Raw genomic sequence first — 17,330 nt, forward strand, 5'->3', positions numbered from 1 at the left:
CTCCGTTCCGGATCATCCGCGCGGCCCTCCCGCACCTGCCCGCGGGCGCCACGATCATCAACACGGCGTCGGCGGAGGCGCACAAGCCCGCCCCCGACCGCCTCGACTACGCGATGACGAAGGGCGCGATCAACAACCTCTCGAAGGGCCTTGCGCAGCAGCTCGCCGCGAAGGGCATCCGCGTGAACGTCGTAGCGCCCGGCCCGACGTGGACCGCCCTGCAGGTGAGCGGCGGCGTCGACCCCGAGAGCCTGCCCGACTTCGGCTCCAGCGAGTCGCCGATGGGCCGTGCCGCCCAGCCCGCCGAGCAGGCCCCGGCCTACGTGTTCCTGGCGTCCGCCGAGTCGAGCTTCGTCGCCGGCGAGACCCTCAACGTGAACGGCGGCATGGTCTCGCCCTGACACGCCGCGGCGCCGTCGCTCGCTGGTGTGCCGCCGAGACGCCGCCGTCCTGCTCAAGACACCGGCGCGCGTCCACCCCCCCCCCAGCGGCGGGGAGCGCGAGGTGCCATGGAGGGACCACCACGAAGGAGCACCATGAGCACCACGACCGTCCTCCCCATCGAGACCTACTCCGACGAGCAGGGCTGGCACAAGCGCATGGCCCACGACCGGGTCCCGCTGAGCCACCACGAGTCGCGCCAGGAGGCGGAGGAGGTCGGCGAGGAGATCGCCGAGCAGCGCGGCGGGGAGCACGTCGTCCTCGGCTGACGGCCGGCGCGGGGCGCGGCATGCCGTGCCCGATCGGGGAACGCGCCCGGCCCGCGGAAGGCGCCGGGCCCGCAAGTCGCGCCCGGCCCGCAGGCGCCCGCTCCGCAGACGCCCCGTCCCGCGCGTGTAGCGCCCTCGACCCCGCCCGGTCAACCTTCTCGACCTCCCGGCCCCCTCCTCCCTAGCGTGGCCCGTCGTGCTCGCTCCCGAGCGCGCGACGAGAGGACGACATGGCCACCACGAGCGACGCCCCCGCGACCGGAGAGGCCGGCGGCACCTCCCTGCGCCGCCGCATCACCGGCCCGCTGCTCTACTTCTTCATCCTCGGCGACGTCCTCGGCGCGGGCATCTACGCCCTCATGGGCACGCTCTCGGCGGAGGTCGGCGGTGCCGTCTGGATGCCCCTCCTGCTCGCGCTCGGTCTCGCGCTGCTGACCGCCGGCTCCTACGCCGAGCTGGTGACCAAGTACCCGAAGGCGGGAGGCGCGGCGGTGTTCGCGCAGCGGGCGTTCAAGCGCCCGATCGTCTCGTTCCTGGTCGGCTTCGCCATGCTCGCGGCCGGAGTGACCAGCGCGGCCGGTCTGTCGCTCGCGTTCGCCGGCGACTACCTCGGCACCTTCCTCGACGTGCCGACCGTGCCGACGGCCATCGTCTTCCTGATCCTCGTCGCGTGCCTCAACGCGCGGGGCGTCGCGGAGTCGCTGCTCAGCAACACGGTGATGACCGTGATCGAGGTCGGCGGCCTGCTGATCGTGATCGGATGCGTCGCGCTGCTGGTGGCGGGCGGAGGCGGCGACCTCTCCCGCACGGTCGAGCTCAGCTCCGAGCAGGCGCCGGCGCTGGCGGTGCTCGGCGCGGCGATCATCGCGTACTACTCCTTCGTCGGCTTCGAGACCCCGGCCAACATCGCCGAGGAGATCCGCGACCCCAGCCGCGTCTACCCGCGCGCGCTGTTCGGCTCGCTGCTGACGGCCGGCGCGGTGTACGTCCTGGTCGGCCTCGCGAGCTCGATCGCACTGCCCGCCGACGAGCTGTCCGGATCCTCCGCCCCGCTGCTCGACGTCGTGACGGCGAGCGGAGCCGGGGTGCCGGCATGGCTGTTCAGCCTGATCGCGCTCGTCGCGGTCGCCAACGGAGCGCTGCTGACCATGATCATGGCGAGCCGCGTCACCTACGGCATGGCGAAGGACGGCCTCCTCCCGGACGTGCTCGGCCACGTGCTGCCGAAGCGCCGGACGCCGTGGGTGGCCATCGCGGTGACCACGCTGGCGGCGTGCCTCCTGACTCTGGTCGGCGATCTGGCGACCCTCGCCGAGACCGTGGTGCTGCTCCTCCTGCTGGTGTTCATCAGCACGAACGTCTCGGTGCTCGTGCTGCGGCGCGACAAGGTCGAGCACGACCACTTCCGCGTGTGGACGGCGATCCCCGTGCTCGGCGTCGCCTCGTGCGTGCTGCTCCTCAGCCAGCAGGACCCGATCGTCTGGCTCTACGCGGGGATCCTCCTCGTGGTCGGAGTCCTCGTGCACCTGGCGACCCGTCGTTCGTCCCGCCGCACCGCCTGATCCGCTGACGGTCCCGGCGGGGCCGCCGCTCCGCCGGACCGTCCCTCCCGACCGCCGCGCTCTCCCCGCGACCGGTCAAGCCCCTGGGCGGACGGCCGTCCGAGGCGTGGGATGGAGGGAACGGAAGGAGTACGAATGACCGACACACCCTCCCGCGAGGAGCTGCCGCTCCCCGACTGGAACGACATCCCGCTCGGCACGCTCGCGGAGCGCATCCGCCCGCTCGACGAGGCCGGCCTCGGCGTGCTGCTCGCCTACGAGGAGGCGCACGGGCACCGCCTGCCGGTGACGACGATCCTGCACTCGCGTCTCGAGCAGCTGCGCGGGGGAGCGGAGCCGGCAGGCAGCGTGCCGGAGTCGCTGCCCGAGGTGTCCCGCGCGTCGTCCGGATCGCCGGTCTCGCCGGCGACGTCCGGTCCGGCGATCAATCCGCCCTCGCACGGAGTGCCGACGAACCCGGCTCAGCCGCGCTGAGGGCGGCGGGGGCGGAGCCGCGGTCGCGGCGGCTCCGCCCCCGCCGCGCGCTGCCCAGGGCCTGCCCAGCGCGCACGGGCAGACTGTCCGGAGCCGATGACGGCGACCGGACGAGGGAGCAGTACCCGGAACGCGACAAGACTGACTCGTAGGAGCTGTCATGTCCTGGATCGTCCTCATCCTCTCCGGTGTCCTCGAGGCCGTGTGGGCCACCGCCCTCGGCAAGTCGGAGGGATTCACGCGGCTCGGCCCGTCGGTCGTCTTCGGAGTCGGCGTCGTCGCGAGCATGGCCGGCCTCGCCTACGCGATGCGCGAGCTGCCCACCGGCACCGCGTACGCGGTCTGGGTCGGGATCGGCGCTTCGCTGACCGTCCTCTACGGCATGTTCTTCGGCGGCGAGGCCTTCTCGCTCGTGCGCACGCTGCTGGTCCTCGGGATCGTCGGCTGCGTCGTCGGCCTGAAGCTCGTGCACTGACCTTGCGGCCGTCATTTCCTTCGCAATAGGCCGCTCCAGTACGCGACACGCCGACGGAGGCGCGCCGGACTGGCATCTCGCCGAGGGTCCGAGGCCGGTGGTTGCAGGACGCCACGCGTTCCACCTAGGCTCGGCGCATCAGGGGAGAACGATCGTTCTACGGTTCTCCCCGCCCCCCAAGGAGGACTCATGCCCACTCGTACCGCACGCACCGCCTGGAACGGCTCGCTCGAGACCGGCGAGGGCCAGGTCGAGCTCTCGAGCTCGAAGATCGGCACCTACGACGTCTCGTTCCCCAAGCGCGCCGCCGACGACGCCAACGGCTCGACCAGCCCCGAGGAGCTCCTCGCGGCCGCCCACTCCGCCTGCTACGCGATGCAGTTCTCGGCCGTCCTCGGCCAGGCCGGCGGCACCGTCGAGGCGCTCGACGTCCGCGCCGACGTCTCGCTCGGCCCGGACTCGGCCGGCGGATTCAAGCTCACCGGCATCAAGCTCGTCGTGAGCGGCGAGGTCTCCGGCATCGACGAGGCCGCCTTCCTCAAGGCCGCCGACGAGGCCAAGGAGACCTGCCCCGTCAGCAAGGCGCTCACCGGAGTCGACATCACGCTCGACGCCCGGCACCTTCGAGGGCTGAGCCCCTTCGCACGTCACGAGCACCCCGTCGCGCATCGCGGCGGGGTGCTCGTGCGTCCGGCGCGGCCGCGGAGCGGCGTATCGAGACCCCCGCCCCCGCCGGCCGCCCGGCGCCCCCTGTCGTCAGACCGCCGCCGGCGCGTAGCGGAAGCCGGCGCCGAGGTGCTCCTCCGGCAGCCGGTCGCCGCGGCCGTGCAGCTTCTGGCGGAGGCTCCCCTCGACGTACTCCTCCGGGTACGCACCGCGGCGGCGCAGCTCCGGCACGATGAACTCCACCACGTCCTCGAAGGTGCCGGGCGTGATCGCGTAGGCGAGGTTGAACCCGTCCACGTCGGTCTCCTCGACCCACTCCTGCAGGTGGTCGGCGACCTCCGCGGGCGAGCCGACGACGAACGGGCCGAGCCCGCCGATCACGCTGAGCTTGGCGATGTCGCGGACCTTCCACTCTGAGCCGTCCTCGTTCGCCTCCTGGAAGTTGGCGACGGCCGACTGGATCGCGTTGCTCTTCACGTTGCCGATCGGCTCGTCGAGGTCGTACTGCGACAGGTCGATGCCCATCCAGCCCGACATGAAGACCAGCGCCCCCTCCTCGCTCCCGTAGGAGAGGTAGTCGCGGTGCTTCTCGTGCGCGGCCTCGCTGGTCTCGGCGGTGATGATCGTCAGCAGCGTGTAGATCTTCGCGGAGTAGCGGTCGCGGCCGGCCGCCTCGAGGGCGTCGCGGATGCGCGAGACGGTCGCCTTCAGGCCGGCCTTCGTCGAGGACGCGACGAAGATCGCCTCCGCGTTGCCCGCCGCGAAGCGGATGCCGCGCGGTGACGCTCCCGCCTGGTAGATGACGGGGGTCCGCTGCACCGACGGCTCCGAGAGGGGGATGCCGGGGACGGTGAAGTTCTTGCCGCGGTGCCCGATCTCGTGCACCTTCGCCGGGTCGGTGAACACGCCGGACTCGCGGTCGCGGACGACCGCGTCGTCCTCCCACGACCCCTCCCACAGCTTGTAGAGCACCTCGAGGTACTCGTCGGCGACGTCGTAGCGGTCGTCGTGCTCGAGCTGGTCCTCGTGGCCCATGTTGCGGGCGGCGCTGGGGAGGTAGCCGGTGACGACGTTCCAGCCCACGCGGCCTTTCGTCAGGTGGTCGAGCGTCGACATGCGCCGCGCGAACGGGTACGGGTGCTCGTAGGCGGTGCCCGCGGTGATGCCGAAGCCGAGGTGCTCGGTCGCGGCGGCCATCGCCGAGACGAGGAGGATCGGGTCGTTGACGGGGACCTGCGCGCCGTGGCGGATCGCCGCCTCGTTCGAGCCGCCGTAGACGTCGTAGGTGCCGGGCACGTGGGCGATGAAGATGCCGTCGAACGTGCCGCGCTCGAGCAGCTTCGCCAGGTCGGTCCAGTACGAGAGGTCCTTGTAGCGCCAGGACTGGTCCTGGGGGTGGCGCCACATGCCCGAGGACTGATGGGCGACGCAGTTCATGTCGAAGGCGTTGAAGCGGATCTGGCGGGTCATGGAGTCGATAGTGCCCAGAAGAGCAGCGAACGGGTACCGAGCGCGACGCACGGCGTCACAATGCGACGCCCGTCAAGGCGCCCGGCAGGTCTGGGTGGTCGGCGACGTCCTCGACGAGCTGGCCGACCTCGAGGACCGCATCGGCAGCGCGACGATCGAGAGTCGGAACGGGTGATGCGCCGGGGCGCACCGCCCCCGTCCGCCAACCGGGCGGCTCCTCCTCCTACGCCAGCTCGCGCCCCAGGAAGCGCACGTGCTCGCCGATCTGGAACGCCTCGCCGCCCTCGTGGCCGTTGAAGGGGTAGACGCGGATCTCGCGGGGTCCGGCATAGCGGTTGTAGGAGGCGTAGACGGTGGACGGCGGGCAGATGTCGTCGCGGAGCGCGACTGAGAACAGCGCGGGGGACTGCGCGTAGGGGGCGAAGGAGGTGCCGTCGAAGTACGAGAGGGTGTCGAACACGCGCGCCTCGGAGCCGCGGTGCGGGTGCGGGTACTGCACGATCTCGCCGTACGGCATCGTGTCGACCAGCCGGACGGCGTGCGGGATGTGGGAGAGGAACGGCACGTCGACGATCGCGGCGCGCGCCGACTCCGACTCGCCGAGCAGGCCCAGGATCCCGGTGACGGCAAGAGCGATCCCGCCTCCCTGGCTGCCGCCCGAGACGGCCACGCGGGAGGCGTCGACCGCGGGGTGCGCGCGCAGCACGTCGAGCGCGCGGACGGCGTCGGTGAAGACGCGGCGGTAGAAGTGCTCCGCGGGCGACTCGATGCCCTGCGTCATGAAGCCGGAGACGTGCGGCCCGCTGCCGACCGGGTCGGGCGTGGCTCCGGAGCGGTGCCCGGACCCCTGGCCGCGGGTGTCCATGACCAGGTGCGCGTAGCCGGCGGCCGACATCGCGGTCCACTCCGCGAGCTGCCCGCGGCCGCCTCCGTAGCCGATGAAGGTCACGAGCCCGGGGAGGGGGCCCTCGACGCCGCGGGGGAGGATCAGCCACGCGCGGATCGGGTGGCCGCCGAAGCCGGAGTAGGTGACGTCGAAGGTGTCGAGCAGTCCGAAGCCGGCGTCGACCCGCTCGAGGCGCGGCTCGGTCGCGACGGCCCTCGCCTCGGCGATCGTGTCGCGCCAGAACTCGGCGAAACCGGCGGGCTCGGCGATCTCGGGGGCGTACTGCTCGAGGAGGTCGAGCGGGAGGTCGTACTGCGGCATCACGGGCTCCTTCTCGGGCAGCGGCGCCCGAGGACCGAGGCTACTGGAGGCACGGGCCCACCTGGGTGCGGCGTGGGAGAACGCCGCAGAGCGGAATGCCTGGGCACCCTCCGCGTTCTCCTCAGCATGACGACGTACGGAATCATCGGAGCAGGCAACATCGGCAGCCAGGTCGCACGGGCGGTCATCGCCCTCGGGGACGAGGTGGTCATGGCGAACACGCGCGGCCCCGAGGCCCTGGCCGAGCTCAACGCGGCGCCGGACCCGAAGGCCGGCGCCGCCACGGCACAGGAGGCGGCCGAGGCCGCCGAGATCGCCGTGGTGACGGTGCCGCTGAAGAACCTCGAGGAGGTGCCGGTCGCCCCGCTCGCCGGCAAGATCGTCCTCGACACGAACAACTACTACTTCGAGCGCGACGGCCGCATCGAGGCGCTCGACAAGGGCGAGACCACGACCAGCGAGATGCTCCAGCAGCACCTCCCGGAGTCGAAGGTCGTCAAGGCGTTCAACCACATCATGGCCGCCGACATCACCACCGACGGCACTCCGGCCGGCACGCCCGACCGCCGCGCTCTCGCGACGTCGAGCGACTACCCCGAGGCGATCCACTTCGTGACCGACCTCTACGACCGGATCGGCTTCGACACCGTCGCGATCACGCCGCTGAGCGAGTCGTGGCGCGTCGAGCGCGACCGCCCCGCCTACGTGGTGCGGCAGAACCGCGAGGAGCTCGAGGCCAGCCTCGCGAAGGCCCCCCGCACGGTCTGATCCAGTCTCTCGGAGGGGAGCGGTGCTGCGGCGCCGCTCCCCTTCTGCATGTCCGGACGGCCTCCGGAGGCGCGCCCGGGACGGCCCCCTCGGCGCTCGCCGCCGCCGGGCCTGCGATAGTCGAGAGGACCAGCCACGCACCAGAGAGCCCCGATCGGGCTCCGAGAGGAGAGGCCTGCCATGCCCTCGACACCCCGTTCCGTTCCGTCCCGCTCCGGGCTCTCGCGCCGCAGCGTCGTGATCGGCGGTCTCGCGGTGCTCCCGCTGCTCAGCGCCTGCACGCCCGACTCCTCCGCTCCGGACGACGCTCAGCAGGAGGCGCCCCGCACCCGCACCGCGGCTCCGAGCGGGCCGGTGGCGCTCGCCCCGGACGCGCTCGCCGCGAGCGCGGCCCTGTTCGCCGCGGCTCCGCTGGTCGTCCTGGTCGAGGACGTCGCCGAGTCGCGCCTGCGCGCCGCCCAGGTGAGCATCGCCTGGGGCGTGCCGCTGCTGGTCGGCTCGGCGGGATCCGGAGCGACGGCCGCCCCGACCGCGGACGCCGCGGCCGCGGGATCCACGGCTTCCGACACGCCGTCCGACTCCGCGACGCCGTCGGACTCGGCGACGCCGTCCGACTCCGCGACCCCGTCCGTCGCTCCGTCCTCCACCGCTCCGACCTCCGACGCCCTCGCCGCCGAGTTCGCCCGCCTCGGCGTGACCCGCGTGCTCGCGATCGGCGACGTCACCGCGCCCGAGGGCGTCGACGTCGTCGCCTCCGCCTCCGACGCGGCCGCCCTCAGCGCTGCGTCCGGCCTGACCGTGACCGACCTGGCGCTCGCCGACCTCGCCGCCGCCGCGCCGTCCACCGCCTCCGACGCCCCCTTCGGCGCCCTCCCGGCCCGAGCCGACGCCCTGACCGGCCTGCACGCCCTCGCCCGCGCGCAGGACGCCGACGTCGCCGCACTGGCGACCGCCCGCGCGGCCGGCGTACCCGTCACCGTGGTCGACGGCGACGACCTGCTCGCCTCGGGCGGAGCCGTGACCGCGATCGCCGAGGCCGACGCCTCCTGCACGCTGCTGCTCGGCCCCGTGCTCGCCGCCCAGCCCGAGCCCGAGTGGGCCGTGCGCGCGGCCGCGAGCGGCTGGCAGCTGCCGGGCGGCGGCCAGCGGATGTTCGGCGGGCACCTCTTCGTCGCGATCTACGGCACTCCGGGCGCTCCCGTCCTCGGCGTGCTGGGGGAGCAGGGCCTCGAGCCCACGATCGCGCGGGCGGAGGCGGTGGCCGAGCCGTACCGGGCGCTCGCCGACAAGCAGGTCGTGCCGAGCCTCGAGATCATCACCACGGTCGCGGCGGGCGACCCCGGCAAGGACGGCGACTACTCCAACGAGCTCGACGCCGCCGACATCCGCCCGTACATCGACGCGGCGCAGGCGGCCGGGATGTACGTGGTGCTCGACCTGCAGTCGGGGCTGACCGACTTCCTCACTCAGGCGAAGCAGTACGCGGATCTGCTGACGCTGCCCAACGTCGGCCTCGCGCTCGACCCGGAGTGGCGCCTGCTGCCCGGCCAGAAGCCGCTGGAGCAGATCGGGCGCGTCTCGGCCGCCGAGGTCGACAGCGTGTCGGAGTGGCTGGCCGACCTGGTGCAGAGCGAGGGGCTGCCGCCGAAGATGTTCGTGCTGCACCAGTTCCGGCTGTCGATGCTGCAGGACCGCGACAGCATCCGCCGCGACCGGCCCGAGCTGGAGTTCCTCATCCACGTCGACGGCCAGGGCTCGCAGCCCGACAAGCAGGCGACCTGGGACGCGCTGCACGAGGGCGCCCCCGAGGGCATCGGCTGGGGCTGGAAGAACTTCTACGACGAGGACGCGCCCATGCTCACCCCCGCCGAGACCATGGCCGAGGTCCGCCCCCTCCCCGACCTCGTCACCTACCAGTAGGCGGAGCCCGAGGGCGGGCGTCAGCGGCGCAGGAGCTCGCCGGAGACGACGCCCGCCTCGACCTCCTCGAGGGCGCGGCCGCGGGTCTCGGGCACGCGCTTCCAGATGAAGACGAGCGCGAGCAGGCCGACGGCGCCGAACAGGAAGAACGTTCCGGTGATGCCGACCCCGGAGACGAGGGTGGGGAAGAACAGGCCGAGCACCGCGTTCGTGATCCAGTGGCAGAAGATCGCGATGCCGACGCCGACGCCGCGGATCCGCAGCGGGAAGATCTCGGACAGCATCACCCAGGTGACGATGTTGAGGAACGTCTGCATGCTCCCCACGAACGCGACGACCAGCACCAGGATCACGTACGGCCGCGCCGGGTTCCCGACGGGGAGCGCGACGGAGGCGATGCCGATCAGGAAGTGCATCGCGGTGGTCAGGGAGTAGCCGAGCAGGAGGGTCGTGCGGCGGTTCATCGTCTGCATGAGCCGCAGCCCGATCAGGCCGCCGATCACGGCGATCGCCCCGGGCGCGATGTTGGCGACGAGCGCGCCGTCGTGGTCGAAGCCCGCCTCCTTCAGCACCGACTGGCCGTAGTACATGATCGAGTTGATGCCGGTGAGCTGCTGGGCGACTCCGATCCCGATGCCCACCAGCAGGATGCGCACCGCCCAGCGCTCGCGCAGCGCCTGCAGCAGGGGGATCCTCGGGCCGTCCTTCGCGCCGATCGAGCGGGCGATGGTCTCCGCCTCCGCGTGGGCCCGGTCGGGCGTCCGGATGGTCGTGAGCACGTCGAGCGCCTCGTCGCGGCGGCCGTGCGCGATCAGCCAGCGCGGCGACTCCGGGACCCGGGTCATGCCGAGCAGGAGCGCCGCGGCGGGGAGCGCGGCGACGGCGAGCATGATCCGCCAGACGCCGGGCAGCTCGCCCCAGACGGTGCCGATGACGGCGTTGGCCACGAAGGCGGCGAGCTGGCCGATCACGATCATCAGCTCGTTGCGGCCGGCGAGGGAGCCGCGGATCTCGGAGGGGGAGATCTCGGAGAGGTAGATCGGCACGACCACCGAGGCGCCGCCGACGGCCAGTCCGAGGACCGCCCGCCCGAGGACCATCACGCCGAAGCCCGGCGCCACCACGCAGACCAGGGCGCCGACGAGGAAGAGCACGGCGAGGAGGCGGATCGTGGTCCGCCTCCCGAGGGCGTCGGCGAGGCGTCCGCCCGAGATCGCGCCGATCGCGGCGGCGAAGAGGAGCGAGCTGGTGACGACCCCCTCGGTCAGCGCGGTGAGGCCCAGCTCGGCCGACATCGGCTCGAGGGCGCCGTTGATGACGCCGGTGTCGTAGCCGAAGAGGAGGCCGCCGAGGGTCGCGATGAGCGCGATGAGGCCGAGACGCCGAGTCGGCGCCTCCAGGGAGGTGGTGGTCATCCGCTCACTCTGACGCATGGCCGCGCGGTGAGCGAACCCTGGACCGTCGGGGGAACCCGGTGTAGCGGGTCCCCTCGACGGCCCGGGGCCCCTCGGCGGCAGGGAGGGGGGAGGGAGCGTGCGGAGGGGGTGCTCAGGAGGAGACGCGCGCGCCCTCGCGCAGGCCCTCCTCCTTGGCCTGCTGCACCAGGGCGGCGATGCGGCGGCGCGAGCGCGAGCGCCCGGCGAGCAGCGCCGCGAGGATGAGGGCGACGCCGAGGATCATGAGCAGCTGCGGGACCGGCACGGCGGCGACCGTGATCGACTCCGTCACGGGAGCGGTGGCGACCGGCTCCTGATCGGCGGCGGCGACGGTCGGTGCGATGGTCAGGTCGGCGCCGACCCCGAAGAGGGGCCAGATGCCGTCGAGCTGCACCGAGACGCTGCGCCGGTCGCCGGGCAGGAGCTCGTGCTGGGGCGCGTCGGCCGCGACGACGGGGGCGGTGGCGCCCTGGGCGCTCGCCGTGCCGTCGAGCAGCAGGCGCACGTTGCCAGTGTTCACCACGTCGGCGACGAGCGAGAGGGAGCCGGGCTGGAACGGGTTCCAGGAGAGGCGGTAGTCGCTGGCCAGGTCCTCGACGGAGAAGGAGGGGGTCACCTCGCCGGTCACGCGGGTCATCACGCGGAAGCCGATGCGGCTCTCCACTCCGACGTTCGCGCCTCCCGCCTCGGTGCCCTGCGAGAGCACGGAGGCGGCGATGCCGGCGGCGTGGTCGCCGGGGGTGGCGTTGTCGGGGACCGTCACGGTGAACGGCACCACGCCGCTGCTGCCCGGATCGACGGTCACGGTCTCGGGGGCGGAGATCCACAGCCCGGCGTCGACCGACTCCTGGTCGGAGTTCAGCATGTTGAAGCGGCCGGTGTCGGTGAAGTAGCCGTCGGCGCTGGTGATGCTGAAGGTCACGGGCTGGTCGCTGAGGTTCCGCACGACCGCCTCGTCCGAGGCGCTCGCGCCGGGGGCGAGCTCGAGCTCGACCCACGCGCGCTTGTCGGGGACGCCGTCGGTGGAGGGGCTGACCGCCCAGGTGATCGCTCCGTCGGCCGCGACGGCCGCCGGAGCGACCCCCACGCCGAGGAGGGCGACGACCAGCGCGAGCAGCGCGGGGAGGAGCGGGCGGCGGGGAGCGGCGGAGCGGCGCGGAGCAGTCATCAGAACCTCATGGTCGCACGGGGGAAGCACGACGCGGCCGGGCGGGCGGGCCCGGCCGCGTCGGCCGTGGTGGGATCGCGGCCGAGGGAGTGCGTCCCCCGGCCGCGACGGGTCACTCGAAGAGCGACAGGGTGATGGTGGACGAGTACGCGCCGGCGTCCACGTTCACGGGGGTGCGGAGGAAGAGGTCGGCGTCGGCGCTCCAGGAGCCCTCGGGGTTGACCTGCTGGGAGTTGCTGGCGACGATCGCGAGCAGCTCCTTGCCCTTCAGGCCGACGCCGTTGGCGCCGCCGTCGATGGCGGTGCCGACCTCATCGCCCGCGGCGACCTCGCCGAGGTCTCCACCGTCGACCAGGTCCGGGGTCCAGCCGAGGTTCTCGGCGCCGATGGTCGAGCCGTCGGCCGACGTGAAGTCGCTCGCCGTGCCGATGACGTACCACGCGGAGCCGGGGGAGACGTCCGCGGCGTCACGGGTGTCGGTGACCGTGACGGTGGGCAGGGTGCCGGTGAACTGGCGGCGGACGTTGTCCGAGCCGGTCTCGGTCAGCGTCGTCGAGCCCGCGGCGACGGTCATCGAGAGGGCGCGCGTCCCGGGGAGGTCGGCGATCTCGACGTTGATGTCGACGTCGTCGTTGCCGTAGTTGACCTCGGCGGCGAACGCCGTTCCGGCGACTCCGAGCAGGAGGACGCCTCCGGCCAGTCCAGCGGGTACGCGGATCAGGAGGGAGCGGGTGTTCATGTCGGGTGTTCTCCGTTCTCCGTCCGGCGTTTTCGCCGGCTCGATCTCAATGGGTGTGGGTCGTGCCCGCGGATCATCTGCAGCTGGCCGCGGAGTAGGGGGCGGTCGCGGAGGCCGTGGCCGGCTTCCCGCTGATGAACGCGGTCGCCGTGGCGGTCGCGGATCCGTCGGTCACGCTCGTCGCCCGGGTGGTGAAGGCGGCCGAGACGGTGGCGCCGGGAGCGACGTCGGCGAAGCTCTTGGAGCCCCACGTCGTGCCGATCACGATCTTCGCGGCGAAGGCGTTCGGGTTCGTGGCGGTCGCGGTGACGACGATCTTCCCGGCGGCGCAGCGCGTCGTGGAGGTCGTGGTCACGGCGATCGCGGGTGCCGAGTCGGTCACGGGACCGACGGAGGCGGAGGCCGTCGCCGGCGTCCACTGCGGCTTCGCGGCGGTCACGGCCACCGAGATCGTCGCTCCGCGGTCGGCGGCGGTGAGCGTGTAGCTCGACGCCGTCGCCCCGCTGATCGCGGTCCCACCGCGCTTCCACTGGAAGCCGGTCGCCGTCCACGGGGAGGAGGCGGAGGCGGTCAGCGTGCTGCCCACCGTCGCCTTCCCCGTGATCGAGGCTGCGAGCGGCGCGGTGTCGACGATCGTCTGCGCGGCGACGCTGGTGAGGGTCGGGACGACCTTCTGCATGAGCCCGGTCGTCTTGTCGAAGGTCACCCGGTCGATCGTCGTCTCGCGGTGCTGGCCGTCTCCGCCGGGGATGGCGAAGCGGTGGTAGGCGATGTACCAGTCGTCCGTGCCGGGCACGTTGACGATCGAGTTGTGGCCCGTGGCGAGGATGCCCTGCGAGGTGTCCTTCTCGAGGACCACGCCGCGGTAGGTCCACGGTCCGTCGACGCTCGTCGAGGTGGCGTAGCCGACCTTGTAGTTCTCCGAGCCGGTGTCGTCGATCGAGTAGGTGAGGTGGTACAGACCGTCGCGGTAGTTCAGGAACGCACCCTCGCGGAAGTCGGTCAGACCGCTGATCTTCTTGATCGTGCCGGTCTTGATCGAGAGCATGTCGTCGGACAGCTGCCCGTAGAGCGGGTCGCCGTTGCCCCAGAAGAGGTAGCTCTTGCCGGTCTTCGGGTCGGTGAACGCGGCGGGGTCGATCGCCTGGCCGGACCGCACGGACTCGCCGTTGGTGATCATCGCGGTCGGCTGCGCCGTGAACGGGCCCATCGGGCTGTCCGAGACGGCGACTCCGATCGTCTTGCGGTTCAGCGAGGAGTTCTCGCCGGAGAAGTAGAAGTAGTACTTCCCGTTCTTCTCGATGATCGTCGGCGCCCAGGCGTTGCCGGTCGCCCACGGCACGTTGCCGTTCGCGCCGTCGAGCGTCAGGAAGGGCTGCTCCGAGCGGGTCCAGTCGATGAGGTTCTTCGAGGACCAGGCGTAGAAGGTCTTGCCGCCCCAGCCGGCGAAGCCGTCCGAGGTCGCGTACAGGTAGTAGGTGTCGCCGAAGACCGCGATGTTCGGGTCGGCGTTCAGGCCTGCGAGGACCGGGGACTTCATGACGACGGCCTTCAGGGTCCAGGTGGTCGCGGTGCCGCCGGCGGCGGGCGTGAGCACGACCGTCTGCGGGGTGGAGAGGTCGCGGACGGTGCCGGAGGCGGGGCTCGCCGTGACGCCGGCCGCGGTGGAGAAGGTCGGGGTGAGCTTCGTCAGGTCGGTCCCCGGCTTCACCGGGAAGGTGACCGTCCTGCTCGCCGAGTCGACGATCGGGGTCGTCTTCAGGACGTCGCCGCTGAGCGACAGGTCGACCAGGGCCGACGTGTTGCCGGAGGCGGCGAGCACCTCGGAGGCGCTGAGGGCCCGGTTGTAGACCGAGAACTCGCGGATCTGGCCGCGGAAGCGGTTGTCGGCGTCGTAGTTCGAGCGCCCGATGTAGTTCGCCGAGGTGGAGCCGCCGCCGATGTCCTTCGGGTCGGTCGTGACGGTGCCGCTGGCGACCTTCACTCCGTCGAGGTAGATCGTGCCGGTGGTGCCGGAGAGCGTGTACGTCAGGTGCGCCCAGGTGCCGCGGGGGAGGGCCGAGCCGCCGGCGACGGTCTGCTCGGTGGTGTAGTTCCCGGTCGCGATGCTGGTGCGGTAGTTGTTGCCCGAGGTGAAGAGGTAGCCGTCGCCGGCGCCGTTCGTGGTGTTGCCCAGGCCGTAGAGGAAGTAGGCGCCGCCCTGCGCGGGGTCGATCCAGACGTCGGACTGGATGGTGAGGTCCGTCACTCCGGCGAGCAGGTCGTTCGGCAGCTTGACGTAGTCGTCGGTGCCGTCGAGCTGCAGGGCGCCGTCCTTCCAGGTGCCACCCGAGGGCAGCGTGCCGTTCTGGTTGTTGCCCGAGCTGTCGCGCACCGTGGTGCCCGAGCCGCCGTCGAAGGTGTAGCGGAGGATCTCGCCGGCCGCGTTGACCGGCTTCGCGGCGGGGCCGGTGCTGCTGGTGCCGTAGGCGGCCGTCAGGCGCGCCTCCTCAGCGCTCGAGAGGCGGAGCACCGAGCCGTGGCGGAAGGGCTTCGAGAACGAGTACGTGTTCGCGCCGGTGGTGCCGACAGGAAGCGCCGTGAACCGCATGTCCGCGAGGGTGTCGGTGACGTAGGCGGAGTAGCCGAACGAGTCGCCCATGACGACCCAGCGGCCGTCGGGCAGCTGGTAGACGGTGAGGCCCTCGAGGTGGTCGGAGAGGCCGCGGGACTTCTCCTCGCCGAAGCCGATCACGCGGGTCCAGGGGCCGGCGAGACTCGGGGCCTTGTCGACGACCGTGCGCCAGTCGGCGGTGGAGAAGCGGTAGTACGTGTCCCCCTCCTTCGCGATGGTCGTGTCGATGATGCTGCCGCGGCTCCCGCCGCCGGCGGCGGGGTTCTCGTCCAGCCAGACCTTCGGGGTGGAGAAGCCGACGAAGTCGCGCGTGGTCGAGACGTAGACGCGCTGGGCGGAGGCCCCGCCGGTCAGCGTCTTGTCGCGGGCGGCCCAGTAGACGTAGTACTGGCCGGTCGCGTCGTCCCAGATCGCCTCAGGAGCCCAGACGTTGCCCGCGTCGGGGAAGCCGGCGAAGACGATGCTCTGATCGCTCCAGTTCACGAGGTCCGTCGAGCGCCAGACGACGAGGTTCTTGCTCGCGTTGGTCTGGTCCCAGGTGCCGCCGGGAGCGGTGCCCTCGGCGTGCAGGTCGGTGCCGATGATCCAGTACTCGTCGCCGGTGGGGGAGCGCACGAGGTGCGGATCGCGGACGCCGAGGGTGCCGCCGAGGTTGGCGAGCACGGCCTTGTCGTTGTTGAGCTTCGACCAGTGCAGACCGTCGGTGCTGGAGCCGAAGTAGATCTTCTCGTAGTCGGTCGAGGCGAAGTGGGTCCAGAGGTAGCCCGCGTCGTACTCGGTGTCGAGGTCCGCGGGAGCCGCGGTCACCGTGACGGGCAGCTGCCGGGTCGCGGTCGTGCCGGCGATCGTCGCGGTGAGTGTGACGGGCGTGGCGGCGGACCGGCGCTTCACGACGCCGGTCGTGCTGAGCACGGCCGTGTTCGAGGAGGACCAGGCGACGTCGTAGGAGCCGGCCTTCGCGGGCAGCGTCACGTTGCCGCGGACGTCGCCGGAGTTGACGATCGAGAGGGCGTCGAGCGCCTTCTGGGCGTCGGCGTTCACGTCCTTGGCGGGCACGGTGGCGGTGAAGGTGCGGGTGGCCGTGGCCGAGCCGCGGGTGGTCGTGGCGGTCAGCTCGACCGAGGCGACCCCGGTCGCGGGCGGCGTGACGACTCCGCTGGTCGAGACGACCGCGGAGTTGCTCGAGGCCCAGGCGATGGCGGAGCCGTTGGGGCCGGTCGTCGGGAGGGTGAGGTTCGCGGAGACCGAGGAGAGGCTCCCGAGGTCCAGGGCGGCGGAGTCGCGGGAGACGCGCGTGCTGTCCGGGGCCTGGAGGGTCGCGACGTCGGCCGCGCTGAGCGCCGTGCTGTAGACGCGGAAGTCGCGGACCGAGCCGGCGAGGGTCTTGTCCGCCGTGTAGACGGAGCGGCCGATAGCGTTCGCGGTGGTGGTGCCGTTGCCGATCGCGGCGGGAGTGATGGTCACTCCTGTCTGCTGCGCGACCTGGGTGCCGTCGAGGTAGAGGCGTGCGGTGTCGCTCGCGTCGTCGAGCGTGTAGGTGAGGGTCTTCCAGACGCTGCGCGCGAGGTTCGCGTTGGAGTTGACGGTCTGCTCGGTGGTCCAGTTGCCGGTGGCGATCGAGGCCTTGTAGCCGTTGCCCGTCGTGTAGAGGTAGCCGTTCCCGGCGCCGTTCGTCGTGTTGCCGAGGCCCCAGATGAAGTAGGGCGTGCCCTGGTTCGCGTTCACCAGGACCTCGGTGCTGACCGTGATCGAGTTCAGGCCCGCGAGCAGGTTGTCGGGCAGCTTGACGTAATCGTCGGTCCCGTCGAGGGCGACGCCCGCGGCTCCGCGAGGAGCGGCTCCGTTGACGAGCGTGCCGGTGCGGCCCTTGCCCGAGCTGTCGGCGACGGTCGTGCCGCTCGTCTCGTCGAGCGCGTAGCGCAGGACGAGGCTGTCGGAGGGAGCTGCGCTCGCCGACTGGGCCGTCAGAAGGGGGACGGTGAGGGCCACGGCCGTCACGAGGACGAGTGGTCGCAGGAAAGGCTTCATCGCGCTTTGCTCCAGGGTCGGCACCATTGCTGAGGGGAGGGAGTGTGCCGGCTTCGTACGCGGCAATGTTCACGGTAACACTATGTTGACGAC

13 protein-coding genes, 1 pseudogene and 1 riboswitch are annotated in these 17,330 nt (G+C 72.0%); of the genes and pseudogenes, 8 read left to right on the top strand and 6 right to left on the bottom strand.

The features are described from left to right. From C5C74_RS10700 to C5C74_RS10720, 6 genes and pseudogenes are all read left to right on the top strand, one after another. Positions 1-401 (top strand): SDR family oxidoreductase (locus C5C74_RS10700; RefSeq protein WP_146079705.1); only part of this gene is annotated, 401 nt, incomplete at its 5' end. Positions 402-536: 135 nt separating this feature from the next. Continuing rightward, positions 537-710 carry a DUF2188 domain-containing protein gene (locus C5C74_RS17110; RefSeq protein ID WP_181134689.1) on the top strand — a complete coding sequence of 58 codons (174 nt, stop codon included), beginning with the start codon at positions 537-539 and terminating at the stop codon, positions 708-710. Positions 711-940: 230 nt separating this feature from the next. Continuing rightward, positions 941-2,272, top strand: a complete 1,332-nt coding sequence (locus C5C74_RS10705) for an APC family permease (protein ID WP_104351509.1) — start codon at positions 941-943, stop codon at positions 2,270-2,272. Between the two features lie 135 nt (positions 2,273-2,407). Then, the gene (locus tag C5C74_RS10710) at positions 2,408-2,746 is read left to right on the top strand and encodes a hypothetical protein (protein ID WP_104351510.1); all 339 of its coding nucleotides are present in this window, start codon (positions 2,408-2,410) and stop codon (positions 2,744-2,746) included. 87 nt (positions 2,747-2,833) lie between these two features. Further along, positions 2,834-2,897, top strand: a riboswitch (guanidine-III (ykkC-III) riboswitch). A gap of 9 nt (positions 2,898-2,906) precedes the next feature. After that, the gene (locus C5C74_RS10715; protein ID WP_104257716.1) at positions 2,907-3,221 is read left to right on the top strand and encodes a multidrug efflux SMR transporter; all 315 of its coding nucleotides are present in this window, start codon (positions 2,907-2,909) and stop codon (positions 3,219-3,221) included. A gap of 189 nt (positions 3,222-3,410) precedes the next feature. After that, a pseudogene (locus tag C5C74_RS10720) lies at positions 3,411-3,836 on the top strand (OsmC family peroxiredoxin); the annotation flags it as partial. A gap of 141 nt (positions 3,837-3,977) precedes the next feature. Here the strand turns inward: C5C74_RS10720 and C5C74_RS10725 are convergent. Both C5C74_RS10725 and C5C74_RS10730 read right to left on the bottom strand, forming a co-directional pair. After that, positions 3,978-5,357, bottom strand: a complete 1,380-nt coding sequence (locus tag C5C74_RS10725; RefSeq protein ID WP_104351511.1) for an LLM class flavin-dependent oxidoreductase — start codon at positions 5,355-5,357, stop codon at positions 3,978-3,980. Between the two features lie 223 nt (positions 5,358-5,580). Beyond that, positions 5,581-6,564, bottom strand: a complete 984-nt coding sequence (locus C5C74_RS10730) for an acetylxylan esterase (protein WP_104351512.1) — start codon at positions 6,562-6,564, stop codon at positions 5,581-5,583. 126 nt (positions 6,565-6,690) lie between these two features. Between C5C74_RS10730 and C5C74_RS10735 the strand changes: the two genes are divergently transcribed. Together C5C74_RS10735 and C5C74_RS10740 are read left to right on the top strand one after the other, a co-directional pair. Beyond that, the gene (locus C5C74_RS10735; RefSeq protein ID WP_104351513.1) at positions 6,691-7,332 is read left to right on the top strand and encodes an NADPH-dependent F420 reductase; all 642 of its coding nucleotides are present in this window, start codon (positions 6,691-6,693) and stop codon (positions 7,330-7,332) included. 180 nt (positions 7,333-7,512) lie between these two features. Next, the gene (locus C5C74_RS10740) at positions 7,513-9,252 is read left to right on the top strand and encodes a hypothetical protein (protein ID WP_104351514.1); all 1,740 of its coding nucleotides are present in this window, start codon (positions 7,513-7,515) and stop codon (positions 9,250-9,252) included. Between the two features lie 20 nt (positions 9,253-9,272). On the opposite strand, the gene C5C74_RS10745 is transcribed toward C5C74_RS10740, so the two are convergent. From C5C74_RS10745 to C5C74_RS10760, 4 genes are all read right to left on the bottom strand, one after another. Continuing rightward, positions 9,273-10,667 (bottom strand): sugar porter family MFS transporter, encoded by a 1,395-nt coding sequence (locus tag C5C74_RS10745; protein WP_258060020.1) that lies wholly within the window; start codon positions 10,665-10,667, stop codon positions 9,273-9,275. A gap of 133 nt (positions 10,668-10,800) precedes the next feature. Then, positions 10,801-11,856, bottom strand: coding sequence for a WxL protein peptidoglycan domain-containing protein (locus C5C74_RS10750; RefSeq protein WP_104351515.1), 1,056 nt, complete (start codon positions 11,854-11,856; stop codon positions 10,801-10,803). 112 nt (positions 11,857-11,968) lie between these two features. Further along, on the bottom strand, positions 11,969-12,595 hold the full coding sequence (locus C5C74_RS10755) for a hypothetical protein (protein ID WP_104351516.1): 627 nt from the start codon (positions 12,593-12,595) through the stop codon (positions 11,969-11,971). A 73-nt stretch (positions 12,596-12,668) separates the two neighbouring features. Then, entirely contained in the window at positions 12,669-17,237 is a 4,569-nt protein-coding gene (locus tag C5C74_RS10760) for a family 43 glycosylhydrolase (protein ID WP_181134690.1), read from the bottom strand. Between the last annotated feature and the right edge of the window lie 93 nt (positions 17,238-17,330).

Source organism: Rathayibacter sp. AY1E8 (genome assembly GCF_002931415.1).
GTDB lineage: Bacteria > Actinomycetota > Actinomycetes > Actinomycetales > Microbacteriaceae > Rathayibacter.

Bases quoted from the DNA above. Each gene is read 5' to 3' on its own strand.
- C5C74_RS17110 (WP_181134689.1), top strand. From the start codon at position 537: ATGAGCACCACGACCGTCCTCCCCATCGAGACCTACTCCGACGAGCAG.
- C5C74_RS10705 (WP_104351509.1), top strand. From the start codon at position 941: ATGGCCACCACGAGCGACGCCCCCGCGACCGGAGAGGCCGGCGGCACC.
- C5C74_RS10710 (WP_104351510.1), top strand. From the start codon at position 2,408: ATGACCGACACACCCTCCCGCGAGGAGCTGCCGCTCCCCGACTGGAAC.
- C5C74_RS10715 (WP_104257716.1), top strand. From the start codon at position 2,907: ATGTCCTGGATCGTCCTCATCCTCTCCGGTGTCCTCGAGGCCGTGTGG.
- C5C74_RS10725 (WP_104351511.1), bottom strand. From the start codon at position 5,357: ATGACCCGCCAGATCCGCTTCAACGCCTTCGACATGAACTGCGTCGCC.
- C5C74_RS10730 (WP_104351512.1), bottom strand. From the start codon at position 6,564: ATGCCGCAGTACGACCTCCCGCTCGACCTCCTCGAGCAGTACGCCCCC.
- C5C74_RS10735 (WP_104351513.1), top strand. From the start codon at position 6,691: ATGACGACGTACGGAATCATCGGAGCAGGCAACATCGGCAGCCAGGTC.
- C5C74_RS10740 (WP_104351514.1), top strand. From the start codon at position 7,513: ATGCCCTCGACACCCCGTTCCGTTCCGTCCCGCTCCGGGCTCTCGCGC.
- C5C74_RS10745 (WP_258060020.1), bottom strand. From the start codon at position 10,667: ATGACCACCACCTCCCTGGAGGCGCCGACTCGGCGTCTCGGCCTCATC.
- C5C74_RS10750 (WP_104351515.1), bottom strand. From the start codon at position 11,856: ATGACTGCTCCGCGCCGCTCCGCCGCTCCCCGCCGCCCGCTCCTCCCC.
- C5C74_RS10755 (WP_104351516.1), bottom strand. From the start codon at position 12,595: ATGAACACCCGCTCCCTCCTGATCCGCGTACCCGCTGGACTGGCCGGA.
- C5C74_RS10760 (WP_181134690.1), bottom strand. From the start codon at position 17,237: ATGAAGCCTTTCCTGCGACCACTCGTCCTCGTGACGGCCGTGGCCCTC.